The 14,299-nt window shown below is 66.2% G+C and carries 15 protein-coding genes; 6 read left to right on the top strand and 9 right to left on the bottom strand.

Translation table 11 applies throughout. The features are described from left to right. From ACM2ZB_RS18175 to ACM2ZB_RS18155, 5 genes are all read left to right on the top strand, one after another. Complete coding sequence (locus ACM2ZB_RS18175; protein ID WP_416056473.1) at positions 1–1,302, top strand: ABC transporter permease; 1,302 nt, start codon at positions 1–3, stop codon at positions 1,300–1,302. A 20-nt stretch (positions 1,303–1,322) separates the two neighbouring features. Further along, positions 1,323–2,540, top strand: coding sequence for an ABC transporter permease (locus ACM2ZB_RS18170; RefSeq protein ID WP_313440564.1), 1,218 nt, complete (start codon positions 1,323–1,325; stop codon positions 2,538–2,540). Position 2,541: 1 nt separating this feature from the next. Then, positions 2,542–2,931 carry a PDZ domain-containing protein gene (locus ACM2ZB_RS18165; protein ID WP_313440566.1) on the top strand — a complete coding sequence of 130 codons (390 nt, stop codon included), beginning with the start codon at positions 2,542–2,544 and terminating at the stop codon, positions 2,929–2,931. 138 nt (positions 2,932–3,069) lie between these two features. Then, positions 3,070–4,416 (top strand): sigma-54-dependent transcriptional regulator, encoded by a 1,347-nt coding sequence (locus ACM2ZB_RS18160; RefSeq protein WP_416056472.1) that lies wholly within the window; start codon positions 3,070–3,072, stop codon positions 4,414–4,416. Further along, on the top strand, positions 4,413–5,774 hold the full coding sequence (locus tag ACM2ZB_RS18155) for a HAMP domain-containing sensor histidine kinase (RefSeq protein ID WP_313440570.1): 1,362 nt from the start codon (positions 4,413–4,415) through the stop codon (positions 5,772–5,774). Before ACM2ZB_RS18160 ends, ACM2ZB_RS18155 begins: the two co-directional genes overlap by 4 nt. A gap of 257 nt (positions 5,775–6,031) precedes the next feature. Here the strand turns inward: ACM2ZB_RS18155 and ACM2ZB_RS18150 are convergent, their stop codons facing one another. Further along, positions 6,032–6,565, bottom strand: coding sequence for a GNAT family N-acetyltransferase (locus tag ACM2ZB_RS18150; protein WP_416056471.1), 534 nt, complete (start codon positions 6,563–6,565; stop codon positions 6,032–6,034). Then, complete coding sequence (gene glmU, locus ACM2ZB_RS18145; protein WP_416056470.1) at positions 6,534–7,901, bottom strand: bifunctional UDP-N-acetylglucosamine diphosphorylase/glucosamine-1-phosphate N-acetyltransferase GlmU; 1,368 nt, start codon at positions 7,899–7,901, stop codon at positions 6,534–6,536. Before glmU ends, ACM2ZB_RS18150 begins: the two co-directional genes overlap by 32 nt. 81 nt (positions 7,902–7,982) lie before the next feature. Here glmU and ACM2ZB_RS18140 point away from each other — a divergent pair, with 81 nt between their 5' ends. After that, on the top strand, positions 7,983–8,369 hold the full coding sequence (locus ACM2ZB_RS18140) for a GtrA family protein (protein ID WP_416056469.1): 387 nt from the start codon (positions 7,983–7,985) through the stop codon (positions 8,367–8,369). 57 nt (positions 8,370–8,426) lie between these two features. Here ACM2ZB_RS18140 and ACM2ZB_RS18135 read toward each other — a convergent pair whose 3' ends face one another. The 7 genes from ACM2ZB_RS18135 to atpE form a co-directional block, all read right to left on the bottom strand. Further along, positions 8,427–8,849, bottom strand: coding sequence for a F0F1 ATP synthase subunit epsilon (locus ACM2ZB_RS18135; RefSeq protein ID WP_006471332.1), 423 nt, complete (start codon positions 8,847–8,849; stop codon positions 8,427–8,429). 2 nt (positions 8,850–8,851) lie between these two features. Beyond that, a complete protein-coding gene (gene atpD, locus ACM2ZB_RS18130) occupies positions 8,852–10,258 on the bottom strand; it encodes a F0F1 ATP synthase subunit beta (protein ID WP_079223556.1) in 1,407 nt (468 codons plus the stop codon). A gap of 38 nt (positions 10,259–10,296) precedes the next feature. Next, complete coding sequence (gene atpG, locus ACM2ZB_RS18125) at positions 10,297–11,160, bottom strand: F0F1 ATP synthase subunit gamma (protein ID WP_006471334.1); 864 nt, start codon at positions 11,158–11,160, stop codon at positions 10,297–10,299. A 78-nt stretch (positions 11,161–11,238) separates the two neighbouring features. After that, a complete protein-coding gene (atpA, locus tag ACM2ZB_RS18120; RefSeq protein ID WP_079223558.1) occupies positions 11,239–12,786 on the bottom strand; it encodes a F0F1 ATP synthase subunit alpha in 1,548 nt (515 codons plus the stop codon). Between the two features lie 44 nt (positions 12,787–12,830). After that, a complete protein-coding gene (locus ACM2ZB_RS18115; protein ID WP_313440581.1) occupies positions 12,831–13,358 on the bottom strand; it encodes a F0F1 ATP synthase subunit delta in 528 nt (175 codons plus the stop codon). Between the two features lie 2 nt (positions 13,359–13,360). Then, positions 13,361–13,831 carry a F0F1 ATP synthase subunit B gene (locus ACM2ZB_RS18110; protein WP_005419512.1) on the bottom strand — a complete coding sequence of 157 codons (471 nt, stop codon included), beginning with the start codon at positions 13,829–13,831 and terminating at the stop codon, positions 13,361–13,363. Between the two features lie 106 nt (positions 13,832–13,937). Further along, positions 13,938–14,243: a F0F1 ATP synthase subunit C gene (atpE, locus tag ACM2ZB_RS18105; protein WP_005411133.1), complete on the bottom strand. Its 306-nt coding sequence runs from the start codon at positions 14,241–14,243 to the stop codon at positions 13,938–13,940. Positions 14,244–14,299: the final 56 nt, after the last annotated feature.

Genomic DNA, 14,299 nt, shown 5'->3' with positions numbered 1-14,299 from the left:
ATGTTCGCCTACTACGCCCGACTGGCGGCGCGCAGCTTCCGCCGCAACAAGGTCCTGACCGCGCTGATGGTGGTTGCCATCGCGCTGGGCATCGGCGCCTCGATGACCACCCTGACCGTCTTCCACGTGCTCTCCGGTGATCCGATCCCGGACAAGAGTGATCGCCTGTTCTACGTGCAGCTGGACCCGGGTCCGCGCGGGGGCTACGTGCCCGGCGAGGAGCCCAACAGCCAGATGACCCGCTTCGATGGCGAAGCCCTGCTGCGCGAAGCCAAGGCCGAGCGCCAGGCGCTGATGAGCGGCGGTGGCGGCACCATCGAACCGGACGGCAGCACCCTGCAGCCGTTCTCGATCGATACGCGCTGGACCTCGGCTGATTTCTTCCCGATGTTCAACGTTCCGATGCAGTACGGCCGTGCGTGGACGCGCCAGGACGACGACGGCCGCGCACGCGTGGTGGTCATCTCCAAGACCCTGAACGACAAGCTGTACCAGGGCGGCAACAGCGTGGGCAAGGACATCCGCATGGATGGCCAGAGCTTCCGCATCGTCGGCGTGATGAAGGAATGGAATCCCGAACCGCAGTTCTTCGACCTCACCACCGGCAGCTTCGGCAAGGACGAGGATCTGCTGCTGCCGATGTCGACCTCGATGGACCTGAAGCTGGGCAGCAACGGCAACATGAACTGCTTCGGCGAGAACCCCGACGGCGACAGCTATTCGGTGAACGCCCCCTGCACCTGGCTGCAGTACTGGGCCGAGATGGACCCGGGCAAGGCCGATGACTACCGCCGCTACCTGGAAAACTATTCCAGCCAGCAGCGTGAGGCCGGCCGCTTCGAGCGCCCGCCGAACGTGCGCCTGCGCAACGTGATGGAGTGGCTGGACTTCAACGGTGCAGTGCCCAGCGATGTGCGCCTGCAGCTGTGGCTGGCGCTGGGCTTCCTGGGCGTGTGCCTGGTCAACACCGTTGGCCTGCTGCTGGCCAAGTTCCTGCGCCGCAGCGGTGAAATCGGCGTGCGTCGCGCGCTCGGTGCCAGCCGCGGCCAGATCTTCCTGCAGTGCCTGGTGGAAGCCGGTGCGGTGGGCGTGGTCGGCGGCGTGCTCGGCATCGGCGTGGCCTTGCTTGGCCTGTTCGCCGTGCGCCAACAGCCGGTGGACTACGCCAAGCTGGCCCATCTGGACGGCAGCATGTTGCTGCTGGCCATCGGCCTGACCCTGTTTGCCAGCCTTGCCGCCGGTTTCCTGCCCGCCTGGCGCGCGATGCAGGTCACCCCGGCCATCCAGCTCAAGTCGCAGTAAGTACCGGAACGAGGACTCCCATGGACATCCGCCCCATCCTCAGCACCCTGCGCCGGCACAAGACTGCTGCCGCCCTGATCGTGCTGGAAGTCGCCCTGACCTGCGCCATCGTCTGCAACGCGCTGTTCCTGGTCAGCCAACGCGTGGAAAAGATCAGCATGCCCAGCGGCATCGCCGAGAATGAACTGGTCATGGTACGTGTCAGCGGCATCGGCAAGCAGACCAACGGCATGGCGCGCACCCGCGAGGATCTGGCCTCGCTGCGCGCCATCCCCGGTGTCACCAGCGCCACCATCATCAACCAGGTGCCGTTCCGCAGCGGCTCGTCCAGCAGCAGCATCCAGCGCCAGCAGGACCAGGAGCGGCCGACCACCGAGGCCTCGATGTACACGATGTCCGAGGATGGCATCCGCACGATGGGCATCAATGTCATCGCCGGGCGTGACTTCCTGCCCGACGAGTACATGGACTACGCCGTGGTCAGCAAGGCCGGTTCCAAGGACAAGGCGGTCCCGGTGATCTTCAGCCAGGCCACCGCGGCAAAGATGGAGCCAAACGGCAGTGCCCTGGGCAAGACCTACTACATGGGCAAGCAGCCGCTGCACGTGGTCGGCATCGTCGACACCCTGACCACGCCCACCGGCTGGGACGACAACTGGAATGAATCGATGCTGATGCCGTTGCGCCGCGGCTTCGATGAAGGTGGCACCTACATGCTGCGCACCGCACCGGAGCGCCGCGATGAAGTGCTCAAGGCCGCCGTCGCTGCGCTGGAACGCAACGATGCCAATCGCCTGATGCGCGACAAGAAAACCTACGAGGACCAGCGCAACGACTACTTCAAGAACGACCGCGCCATGGTCGGCCTGCTGGTGACCGTGTGCATCGCCCTGCTGGTGGTCACCGCGCTGGGCATCATCGGCCTGGCCAGCTTCTGGGTGCAGCAGCGCAGCAAGCAGATCGGCATCCGCCGTGCGCTGGGCGCCACCCGTGGGCAGATCCTGCGCTACTTCCAGACCGAGAACTTCCTGCTGGCCACGCTGGGCATCGTGCTGGGCATGCTGGCCGCGTACGCCATCAACCTGGCCCTGATGAACATGTACGAGCTGCCGCGCATGCCGCTGCTGTACCTGCCGCTGGGTGCGGTGCTGCTGTGGGTGTTGGGCCAGATCGCGGTGTTCGGTCCGGCCCGCCGCGCGGCCGCCGTGCCGCCTGCCGTCGCCACCCGGGGGGCATGAGATGCGCGCCTTGGCCCTGTTGATGGCATTGGCCCTGCCGCTGCCGGCGCTCGCGGGCAGCAGCACCACGCAGACGATGGACTGGGAGCAGGATGGCGCGCGGCTGACGCTGCGCTCCACCGAAGGCCAGGTACAGGTCGATGCGGCCCGCCCCGAAGCGCGCTTCGGCGTGCGCCGGGGCGACCGCATCCTGCGCGTGGACGACACCCCCGTGCGCCAGATCGACCAGCTTGCCGCAGCCCTGCGCAAGGCAGACAAGGCACAGGCATACCTGCTGCTGCGTCGCGATGGCCGCACGCTCAGCGTACCGGTGGCCGTGCCCACCTGGCGGGCGGTGCTGGTGCCCCCGCCGGCACCGCCTCCCCCGCCTCCGCCTCCGCCGCAGCGCTGAGCCTGCCCGGCCCCTGAGAGGCTGCCGGTTTGGCTATATTGGCGGGGGTGCGCTTGCGCCGGGCCATGCCCGGCGCCTGCACCCGCCCCTTGCACCTGATTCCGCCGGGCCTGGCCCGGCGCTACCTATCTGCGAACCATGCCCGCGATCCTGATCATCGACGACAACGCCAGCGTGGGCACCGCGCTGGATGTGCTGTTCTCCCTGCACGACATCGACACCCTGCAGGCGCAGAGCCCGGCCGAAGGGCTGGCACTGCTGGAATCGCAACCGGTCGACCTGGTCATCCAGGACATGAACTTCACCGAAGACACCACCTCGGGTGAGGAAGGCGAAGCGCTGTTCGCGCAGATCCGTGCGCGCCATCCGGACCTGCCGGTGATTCTACTGACCGCATGGACGCACCTGAGCAGTGCGGTGGACCTGGTCAAGGCCGGCGCCGCCGATTACCTGGCCAAGCCCTGGGATGACCGCAAGCTGCTGACCACGGTCAACAATCTGCTGGAACTGTCCGAAGCCCGCCGCGAGCTGGACCAGCGTCGCGCCCGCGAGCAGCGCCAACGCAATGCCCTGGAAGAGAAGTATGCGCTGTGCGGCGCGGTGTTCGCCGACCCCGCCAGCGAGCGCGTCATCGCCCTGGCCTGCCAGGTCGCCCGCTCCGAACTGCCGGTGCTGATCACCGGCCCCAACGGTGCCGGCAAGGAGAAGATCGCGCAGATCATCCAGGCCAATTCGCTGGTGGCCAAGGGCCCGTTCGTGGCGGTGAACTGCGGCGCCCTGCCTTCCGAACTGATCGAAGCCGAACTGTTCGGTGCCGAGGCCGGCGCCTATACCGGCGCCAACAAGGCACGCGAAGGCAAGTTCGAAGCCGCCGACGGCGGCACGCTGTTCCTGGACGAGATCGGCAACCTGTCGCTGGGCGGACAGATGAAGCTGCTGCGCGTGCTGGAGACCGGCCGCTTCGAGCGGTTGGGGTCCAACCGCGAACGCCAGGTCAAGGTGCGGGTGGTGAGCGCCACCAACGCCGACCTGCCCGCGATGATCCGCGATGGCAGCTTCCGCGAAGATCTCTACTACCGCCTCAATACCGTGGAACTGGTGCTGCCGCCGCTGGCAGAGCGCCCCGGTGACATCGTGCCGCTGGCCGAACGTTTTCTCGCTGCGGGCAAGCCGTTGTCCACGGCAGCGGCAGCGGCGCTGCAGCGGCACCCGTGGCCGGGCAACGTGCGCGAGCTGCGTAATGTGATCCAGCGCGCCGAACTACTGGCCAGCGGCAACCGCATTGAAGTAGCCGACCTGAACCTGCCGCGCACGGCAGCTGCGCCGCGCCCGGCACCGAGTGCGGGCAATGACCCCGATCGCGCCCGCATCGAAGACGTGCTGGCGCGCAACCACGGCGTCATTGCCCAGGCCGCGGCCGAGCTCGGCCTGAGCCGCCAGGCGCTGTACCGGCGCATGGACCGCCACGGCATCCCACGCGAATGAAACGCCGCTCGTTCACCTTCCGCCTGTTCCTGCGCCTGCTGCCGGTGCTGGCGCTGGCTGCCGCGCTGCCGTGGCTGCTGGCGTACTGGATGAACCATGGCTGGTGGGTGACGGGAATCTCCACCGTGGTGCTGCTGGCACTGATGTGGTGGTCGCTGCGGCGGGCCACCGCACCGGTGCGTTCGCTGATGCGTGCACTGGCCGGCACCACCAGCAGCTATCGCGATGGGGAGTTCAATTTCGGCGTGTACTGGCCCGGCAACGACGAACTGGGCGATCTGGTGGAAGCACACCGCGAACTGGGCGATGTGCTGCGTGAGCAGCGCCAGGGGCTGGTGCAGCGCGAGCTGTTGCTGGACACCATGGTGCAGAACACCCCGGTGGCGATGCTGCTGATCGCCGCCGGTGGCGATGGCATTTCCCGCGTGGTGTTTTCCAACCTGGCCGCACGCAAGCTGCTGCACGGCGGCTGGAAGCTGGAAGGCCAGCGCATGGAAGATGTGCTGGAGCAGTTGCCGGTGGAGCTGCGCGATGCGATCGCCCGCGGCGGCGACAGCCTGTTTGCGGTGCGCGCGGAAACCGAGGAGGGCGTGGAGCCGGACGAGGACGACGAGCAGGTCTATCACCTTTCGCGCCGCGCCTTCCATCTGAACGGCCGCCCGCACGACCTGCTGCTGGTGCGCCAGTTGACTGCAGAACTGCGCCGGCAGGAAGTGCAGACCTGGAAGAAGGTGATCCGGGTGATCAGCCACGAGTTGAACAATTCGCTGGCTCCCATTGCGTCGCTGGCCCATTCCGGCGGTGAACTGGTGCGGCGCGAGCGCTTCGACCGCCTGCCGGAAATCTTCACCACCATCGAAGACCGCGCGCGCCACCTGGAAGGCTTCATCCGCGGCTATGCCCGCTTTGCCAAGCTGCCGCAGCCGCAACTGCAGACCGTGCACTGGGCACCGTTCCTGTCCAGCCTGCGCCAGCAGATTCCGTTCACCATGGACCACGAGCCGGACGAGACGCTGAGCAGCCGCATCGACATCGCCCAGTTCGGCCAGGCGCTGTTGAACCTGCTGAAGAACGCACACGAGGCCTGCGCCGAAGCCGACCCGCCCAATGACGATGTGCAGGTGCAGCTGACCCGCCTGCCGCAGTGGCTGCGGCTGGACGTGCTGGACCGCGGCAAGGGCATGAACGAACAGGTGCTGCAGAACGCGCTGATGCCGTTCTACTCCACCAAGCGCAACGGCACCGGGCTGGGGCTGGCGTTGACGCGCGAGATCGTCGAGGCACACGGCGGCCGGGTGTCGTTGCAGAACCGCGGGGATGGCGGTTTGTGCGTGTCGATCCTGCTGCCGGTCAGCTGACGAAAGCCCTATCCACGCATGGCGTGGATCTACTGGACCGCGCCCACCCGGTAGATCCACGCCATGGGTGGATGCCTTTCCCGGTAGATCCACGCCATGCGTGGATGCCCCTCCCGGTAGATCCACGCCATGCGTGGATGCCCTCCCGGTAGATCCACGCCATGCGTGGATGCCCTTCCCGGTAGATCCACGCCATGCGTGGATGCCCTTCCCGGTAGATCCACGCCATGCGTGGATAGGCCGCCCGAGGTCGGCCGCTACCCGACACACCGCATCGCCACCCGCAGGTGCATCGGGAAACCCAGCGCGGCTTCTTCGGCCATCACCGCCCGCAGGCCGGTGCTCCAGTGCGGGGGCGGCACCACCACAAACCCCTCGCTGGCATAGAAGTCCGCATTCCACGGCACATCGGACAGCGTGGTCAGTACCGCCGCGGACAGCCCACTCGCCCGGGCCTCGGCCAATGCATGCCGCAGCAGTGCCCGGCCGTGCCCACGTCGCGCGTGCGCCGGGTCCACGTCCATCTGCAGGATGTGGAATGCATCATCAAGACGGCCGCCCAGCAGATAGCCGGCAATGGCACCGTCTGGCGCCTCCACCACCCACAGCTGCCCGCGTTGCAGGCCTGCGCTCAGGCTGGCCTGATCCAGGCCATGCCCGGCAAAAACCGGATATGCCGGATGCCCACGCAGCAGTTCGCCCGCACGCTGTTCGATGGCCGGCAGCACGCCGAGTTCATCGGCGCGTGCCAGCCGCGGCTCAGGACTTCTTGACCGGTCGGTGCCAGCCATCGATGGTTTCCTGCCGGGCACGGGCCAGCGTCAGCTTGCCGTCCGGTGCGTTGCGGGTGATGACCGAGCCGGCCGCGATGGTCGCGCCTTCGCCGATCACCACCGGCGCCACCAGGGCGCTGTTGGAGCCGATGAAGGCGTGGTCACCGATGGTCGTTGTCGACTTGTTCACCCCGTCGTAGTTGCAGGTGATGGTGCCGGCACCGATGTTGACCTTGCTGCCGATCACCGCATCGCCCAGGTAGGTGAGGTGGTTGGCCTTGCTGCCCACGCCCAGGGTGACCTTCTTGGTTTCCACGAAGTTGCCCACGTGCACGCCATCGGCCAGCACGGTGCCCGGGCGCAGGCGCGCGAACGGGCCGATCTGCGCGGCGCCTTCGGTCACCACCCCTTCCAGATCGCAGTGCGCGCGCACTTCGGTGCCCGGCCCCAGGGTGACGTCCTTCAGGCGATTGAACGGACCCACGGTGACGCCATCGCCAAGCACGATATGGCCTTCCAGCACGACATCGACATCGATCAGCACGTCGCTGCCGACGGTGACCGTGCCACGGATATCCAGCCGCGCCGGATCACGCACGCGCGCACCCTGCGCGCACAGCGCACGCACCGCGCGGCGCTGCCAGGCGCGTTCCAGCTGCGACAGCTGCCAGGGATCGTTCGCGCCTTCGGCTTCCTGCGCGTCGGACACCAGCGCCATTTCGGCCGGGGTGTACTCGTGCGCGGCGAAGGCGAACACATCGGTCAGGTAGTACTCGCCCTGCGCGTTGCTGTTGGACAGCTGCGACAGCCAGCGGCGCAGCGCGGTCGATTCGGCGGCGATGATGCCGGTGTTGATGGTGCGCACGCGCAGCTGGTCATCGTTGGCATCCTTCTGCTCGACGATCGAGCCGACCCGGCCTTCGGCATCGCGCAGCACGCGACCGTAGCCGGTGGGGTCTTCAACCTCGGCCACCAGCACCGCCAGCCGGCCCGGCTGGGCCAGCAGGTCGCGCAGGGTCTGCGCGCGGATGAGCGGCACATCGCCGTACAGCACCAGCACCTGCGCGGCATCGGGCACTTCCGGCATGGCCTGGGCCACTGCGTGGCCGGTGCCCTGCTGCTGCGCCTGTTCGGCCCATAGCAGGTCCGGCTGGTCGGCAAAATACCGGCGGACCGCTTCACCACCATGCCCGTACACCACGTGGATGGCGCTCGGCTGCAGTTCCCGCGCCGCTGCGATCACGTGCGCCAGCATCGGCTGGCCGGCGATCGGCTGCAGCACCTTCGGTAGTACCGATTTCATGCGCTTGCCGGCGCCGGCGGCCAGGATGATGACGTGCAGGGGTTGGGTCATGGGGAACGGTCCGTGGTTCGTTGCCGGTGATTCTAGAGCGTCGGCCGTTAACATGGCGGCCTGCCCGCCTTCATTGCCGCCATGAGCCTGCTCCGCCAAGGAAGCGCCTACATCGTCATCGGCCTGTTGCAGCTGCTGCTGGACTGGCTGGTGTTCGTCGCCGCCACGGCGGCGGGCCTGCCGGTGGTACCGGGCAACATCGCCGGGCGCGTGGCCGGCATGCTGCTGGGCTTCTGGTTGAACGGCCGGATCACCTTTGCCGACGCCCAGGGCCGCCAGCGCCTGGGCTGGCGCCGCTTCGCCCGCTTCCTGCCGCTGTGGCTGCTGCTGACTGCGGCCAGCACGTTGCTGGTCGCCGCCGCCGACCATGCCCTGGGCCTGCAGTACGCGTGGCTGGCCAAGCCGCTGGTGGAAGGTGCGCTGGCCGGCGTGTCGTTCCTGCTGATGCGCTACGTGGTGTATCGCTGACGGCACAAACAAAAACGCCGGCACGAGGCCGGCGTTTCTGCGGATGCGGCGCGAACCTCAGTGCTTGAGGGTCTTGCGCAGGCGCTCCAGCGCCTGCAGCTGCACCACGGCCTCGGCCAGCTTCTGCTGGGCTTCGGCAATTTCCATGGCTTCACCACGGTTGGCCAGGATGCGCTCGGCTTCTTCCTTGGCCTTGCGGACCGAGGCTTCATCGATATCCTGCGCGCGGATGGCGGTGTCGGCCAGCACGGTCACCACCTGCGGCTGCACTTCCAGGATGCCGCCGGAGATGGCGAAATCCAGCTGCTCGCCGTTCGGCGTGGTCACCACCACCTTGCCCGGCTTCAGGCGGGTGATCAGCGGTGCGTGTTTGGGCGCGATGCCCAGTTCGCCGAGCTCACCCGTAGCCACGACCAGAGTCGCTTCACCACGGAAGATTTCCTGCTCGGCGCTGACGATGTCGCAACGGATGGTGCTCATGATCAGGCCTTCTCAGCCATCTTCTTGGCCTTCTCGACCGCTTCTTCGATGCTGCCGACCATGTAGAACGCCTGCTCCGGCAGGTGGTCGTACTCGCCATCGACGATGGCCTTGAAGCCACGGATGGTGTCCTTCAGCGACACGTACTTGCCCGGCGAGCCGGTGAACACTTCGGCCACGTGGAACGGCTGGCTGAAGAAGCGCTCGATCTTGCGGGCGCGCGACACGGCCTGCTTGTCTTCTTCGGACAGTTCGTCCATGCCCAGGATGGCGATGATGTCCTTCAGCTCCTTGTACTTCTGCAGGGTCTGCTGGACGCGCTGGGCGGTGTCGTAGTGCTCGTGGCCGATGACCAGCGGGTCCATCTGGCGGCTGGTGGAGTCCAGCGGATCGACGGCCGGGTAGATACCCAGCGAGGCGATCGAACGCGACAGGGTGACGGTCGAGTCCAGGTGGGCGAAGGTGGTCGCCGGCGACGGATCGGTCAAGTCATCCGCGGGAACGTAGACGGCCTGGATCGAGGTGATCGAACCGTTCTTGGTCGAGGTGATGCGTTCCTGCAGGACGCCCATTTCCTCGGCCAGGGTCGGCTGGTAACCCACGGCGGACGGCATACGACCCAGCAGTGCCGACACTTCGGTACCGGCCAGGGTGTAGCGGTAGATGTTGTCGACGAACAGCAGGACGTCCTTACCCTTGCCGTTCTCGTCCTTCTCGTCGCGGAAGTACTCGGCCATGGTCAGGCCGGTCAGGGCGACGCGCAGACGGTTGCCCGGCGGCTCGTTCATCTGGCCGTACACCATCGCCACCTTGTCCAGGACGTTGGAGTCCTTCATTTCGTGGTAGAAGTCGTTGCCCTCACGGGTACGCTCACCCACACCGGCGAACACGGACAGACCGCTGTGCGCCTTGGCGATGTTGTTGATCAGTTCCATCATGTTGACGGTCTTGCCGACGCCGGCGCCGCCGAACAGGCCGACCTTGCCGCCCTTGGCGAACGGGCACATCAGGTCGATGACCTTGATGCCGGTTTCCAGCAGCTCGGTGGCCGGGGACTGGTCTTCGTACGACGGGGCCGCACGGTGGATTTCCCAGCTGTCGCTGGCGGCCACCGGGCCGGCTTCGTCGATCGGACGGCCCAGCACGTCCATGATGCGGCCCAGGGTGCCAGCGCCCACCGGCACGGAGATGCCGCGGTCGGTGTTGACGGCCACCAGGTTGCGCTTCAGGCCGTCGGTGGAACCGAGGGCGATGGTGCGCACCACGCCGTCACCCAGCTGCTGCTGGACTTCGAGGGTGATTTCGGTGTTTTCCACCTTCAGTGCGTCGTACACCTTCGGCACCGACTCACGCGGGAATTCGACGTCGACGACCGCGCCGATGATCTGAACGATCTTGCCCTGACTCATTGCTGCATCCTCTAAATGTGTGCTTTGAACGAACGCGGTCAGACTGCTGCCGCGCCGCCGACGATTTCGGAGATTTCCTGGGTGATCGCTGCCTGGCGCGCCTTGTTGTAGACGAGCTGGAGGGTACCGATCAGCTTGTTGGCGTTGTCGCTCGCCGCCTTCATCGCAACCATGCGTGCGGCATGCTCGGAGGCGACGTTTTCCAGCAGTGCCTGGTACACCAGCGACTCGATGTAACGCGTCATCACGTGCTCCAGCACGGTCGCGGCATCGGGCTCGTACAGGTAGTCCCAGTCGTGGTGAGCGACCTGCTTCTCAGCCGGCGGCAGCGGCAGCAGCTGATCGAAGCTGGCCTTCTGCGTCATGGTGTTCACGAAGCGGTTGTAGACCAGGTACACGCGGTCGACCTTGCCTTCGGTGAAGGCGTCGAGCATGACCTTGATCACACCGATCAGCGATTCCAGCTTCGGCACGTCGCCGATGTGGGTCACGCTGCCGACCATGTTGACCTTCACGCGGCGGAAGAAGGTCGATGCCTTCTGGCCGATGGTCACCAGGTCCACTTCAGCACCCTTGTCCTGCCATGCCTTGGCTTCGCCCAGCATCTTGCGGAACAGGTTGTTGTTCAGGCCGCCGGCCAGGCCGCGATCGGAGGAGATCACGATGAACCCGACCCGCTTGACCTGCTCGCGCTCGACCAGGAACGGATGCTGGTAATCGGTGCTGGCCTGGGCCAGGTGGCCGATCACCTGCTTCATCGCCTGCGCGTACGGACGCGAGGTCTTCATCCGATCCTGCGCCTTGCGGATCTTGGAGGCCGAGACCATTTCCAGGGCGCGCGTCACCTTGCGGGTGTTCTGCACGCTCTTGATCTTGGTTTTGATTTCGCGTCCGCTTGCCATCTTTGATTCCCGTAGAGCGGGGCGATGCCCCGCTGCATTCAACGGTGTAGCGGGGCCAGGCCCCGCCACACGTTCGTCTTACCAGCTGCCGGTGGTCTTGAACTCGGCGATGCCCTTCTTGAAGGCACCTTCGATGTCGTTGTCCCAACCGCCGGTGGCGTTGACCTTGCCGATCAGTTCGCCCTGGGTGTTGGCGAAGTGGGCGTGCAGGCCTTCTTCGAACGCCAGCAGCTTGTTGACCGGCACGTCGTCGAGGTAACCCTCGTTGACGGCGTAGATCGACAGCGCCTGGTTGGCGATCGACATCGGCGCGTACTGCTTCTGCTTCATCAACTCGGTGACGCGCTGGCCACGCTCCAGCTGCTTGCGGGTCGCTTCGTCCAGGTCCGAGGCGAACTGCGCGAACGCAGCCAGCTCACGGTACTGGGCCAGCGAGATACGGATGCCGCCCGACAGCTTCTTGATGATCTTGGTCTGGGCCGAGCCACCGACGCGCGACACCGAGATACCGGCGTTCACGGCCGGGCGGATGCCGGCGTTGAACAGGTCGGTTTCCAGGAAGATCTGGCCGTCGGTGATCGAGATCACGTTGGTCGGAACGAAGGCGGACACGTCGCCGGCCTGGGTTTCGATGATCGGCAGCGCGGTCAGCGAACCGGTCTTGCCGGTGACCTTGCCTTCGGTGAACTTCTCGACGTATTCCTCGGACACGCGGGCAGCGCGCTCGAGCAGACGGGAGTGCAGGTAGAACACGTCACCCGGGTAGGCTTCACGGCCCGGCGGGCGCTTCAGCAGCAGCGAGATCTGGCGGTAGGCCACGGCCTGCTTGGACAGATCGTCGTACACGATCAGCGCGTCTTCGCCGCGGTCCATGAAGTACTCACCCATGGTGCAGCCCGAGTAGGCGCTGATGTACTGCATGGCAGCCGATTCGGATGCGGTGGCAGCAACCACGACGGTGTGGGCCAGGGCGCCGTTCTCTTCCAGCTTGCGCACGATGTTGGCGATGGTCGAAGCCTTCTGGCCGATCGCAACGTACACGCACTTGATGCCGGTGCCCTTCTGGTTGATCACCGCATCGATGGCCATCGCGGTCTTGCCGGTCTGGCGGTCGCCGATGATCAGCTCGCGCTGGCCTCGGCCGATCGGGATCATCGAGTCGACCGACTTGTAACCGGTCTGCACCGGCTGGTCGACCGACTTGCGCCAGATCACGCCCGGAGCAACGCGCTCCACCGGAGCGGTCAGGTCGGTGCCCAGCGGGCCCTTGCCGTCGATCGGCTCGCCGAGCGCGTTCACGACGCGGCCCAGCAGTTCCGGACCGACCGGCACTTCCAGGATGCGGCCGGTGGTCTTGGCGACGTCGCCTTCGCGCAGGTGCTCGTAGTCACCCAGGACCACGGCGCCGACCGAGTCGCGCTCCAGGTTCAGGGCCAGGGCGAAGGTGTTGTTCGGCAGTTCGATCATTTCGCCCTGCATCACGTCGGCCAGACCGAAGATGCGCACGATGCCGTCGGACACGCTGGTCACGGTGCCTTCGTTGCGCGATTCCGCGGCCAGCTTGACCTTCTCGATGCGGTTCTTGATCAGTTCGCTGATTTCGGAGGGGTTGAGCGTGGTTGCCATCGTCAAGTCCTAGTGCCGGCAGCGGGGCCGGACGTTAAATGAATTCAGTTAGCGAGCGCGGTCTGCAGACGGGCCAGCTTGCCCTTCAGCGAACCATCGATGACCACGTCGCCGGCGTCGATGACGGCACCGCCGATCAGCGAGGCATCGACCGCGGTGGTCACGTCGACCTCGCGGTTGAAGCGCTTGCGCAGCGCGACCTTGATCGCGTCCAGCTCACCGGCCGACAGCTCGGCCGCCGAGGTTACCGTGGCCTTGACCACGTGCTCGGCTTCGGCGCGCAGGGCGTCGAACATGCCGGCGATTTCCGGCAGCAGCGGCAGACGATGCGATTCGGCCAGCACGGCGAGGAAACGCGAGTAGGTCTCACCGTGGGTTTCCGGCGCCAGCAGTGCGACGGCGTCGTCGCGACCCAGCTCCGGGTTGGCGAGCAGGGCCGCCACGCGCGGGTCGGCGGCGACGTGGGCGGAGAACGCCAGGGCGTCCGACCACGGCGCGAACGTGCCTTCGTCGCGCGCGGTCGCGAAGGCGGCGCGGGCGTACGGGCGGGCAAGCGTGAGGGCCTGGCTCATCCTTAGATCTCCGAGGCCAGCTCGTCGAGCAGCGCCTTGTGGGCGTTGGCGTCGATTTCGCGCTTGAGCAGCTTTTCGGCACCGGTCACGGCCAGCGCGGACACCTGCTTGCGCAGATCTTCACGGGCACGGTTGGCGGCGGCGTCGATCTCAGCCTGGGCCAGTTCCTTCTGACGGGTGGCTTCGGTGATCGCTTCGTTACGGGCAGCATCAACGATCTGGTTGGCACGCGCGTGGGCCTGGTCGATGATCTCGTTGGCCTTGGTGCGTGCTTCCTTCAGTGCTTCGTTGACCTTCTCCTGCGCCTGGGCCAGATCTTTCTGGCTGCGGTCGGCAGCAGCGAGGCCTTCAGCAATCTTCTGCTGGCGCTCTTCGATCGCGTTCATCAGCGGCGGCCAGATCTTGGTCGCGATGATCCAGATCAGACCAGCGAAGGCGAGCGCCTGCGCAAGAAGGGTGAAATTGATATTCATGGTTAGCTCGATCGCTGGTTTCGGGGTGGACGCGCCGCCGAAGCGGCGCATCCGGCCTTCATCCGAAACCGGGTGCATCAGCACCCGGTCGTCTCAAACCGCTGTATCAGCCGGCCAGAGCCTTGGTGACGGCGCCAGCGAAGGCAGCCGACAGCGGGTTGGCGAAGGCCAGCAGCAGGCCGACGGCGACCGAGATGATGAACGCGGCGTCGATCAGGCCGGCGGTGATGAACATGCGGACCTGCAGGACCGGGATCAGTTCCGGCTGGCGAGCGGCCGACTCCAGGAACTTACCAGCCATGATGGCCAGACCCAGACCGGCGCCCAGCGCGGCCAGGCCGATCATGATGCCGACGGCAAGGGCGGTGGAGCTCTGAATCTGCGCGAAGTTGGTCAGGACGGCGAAGTACATGGTTATCTCCAGGAACTTAAGTTGCTAAGGGTGATGAAACGGATGAAGGTTGAAAC

The organism is Stenotrophomonas maltophilia, assembly GCF_047782825.1.
GTDB lineage: Bacteria > Pseudomonadota > Gammaproteobacteria > Xanthomonadales > Xanthomonadaceae > Stenotrophomonas.
The sequence above is the reverse complement of the archived record's forward strand: the minus strand, read 5'-3'. Positions and strand labels throughout refer to the sequence as shown.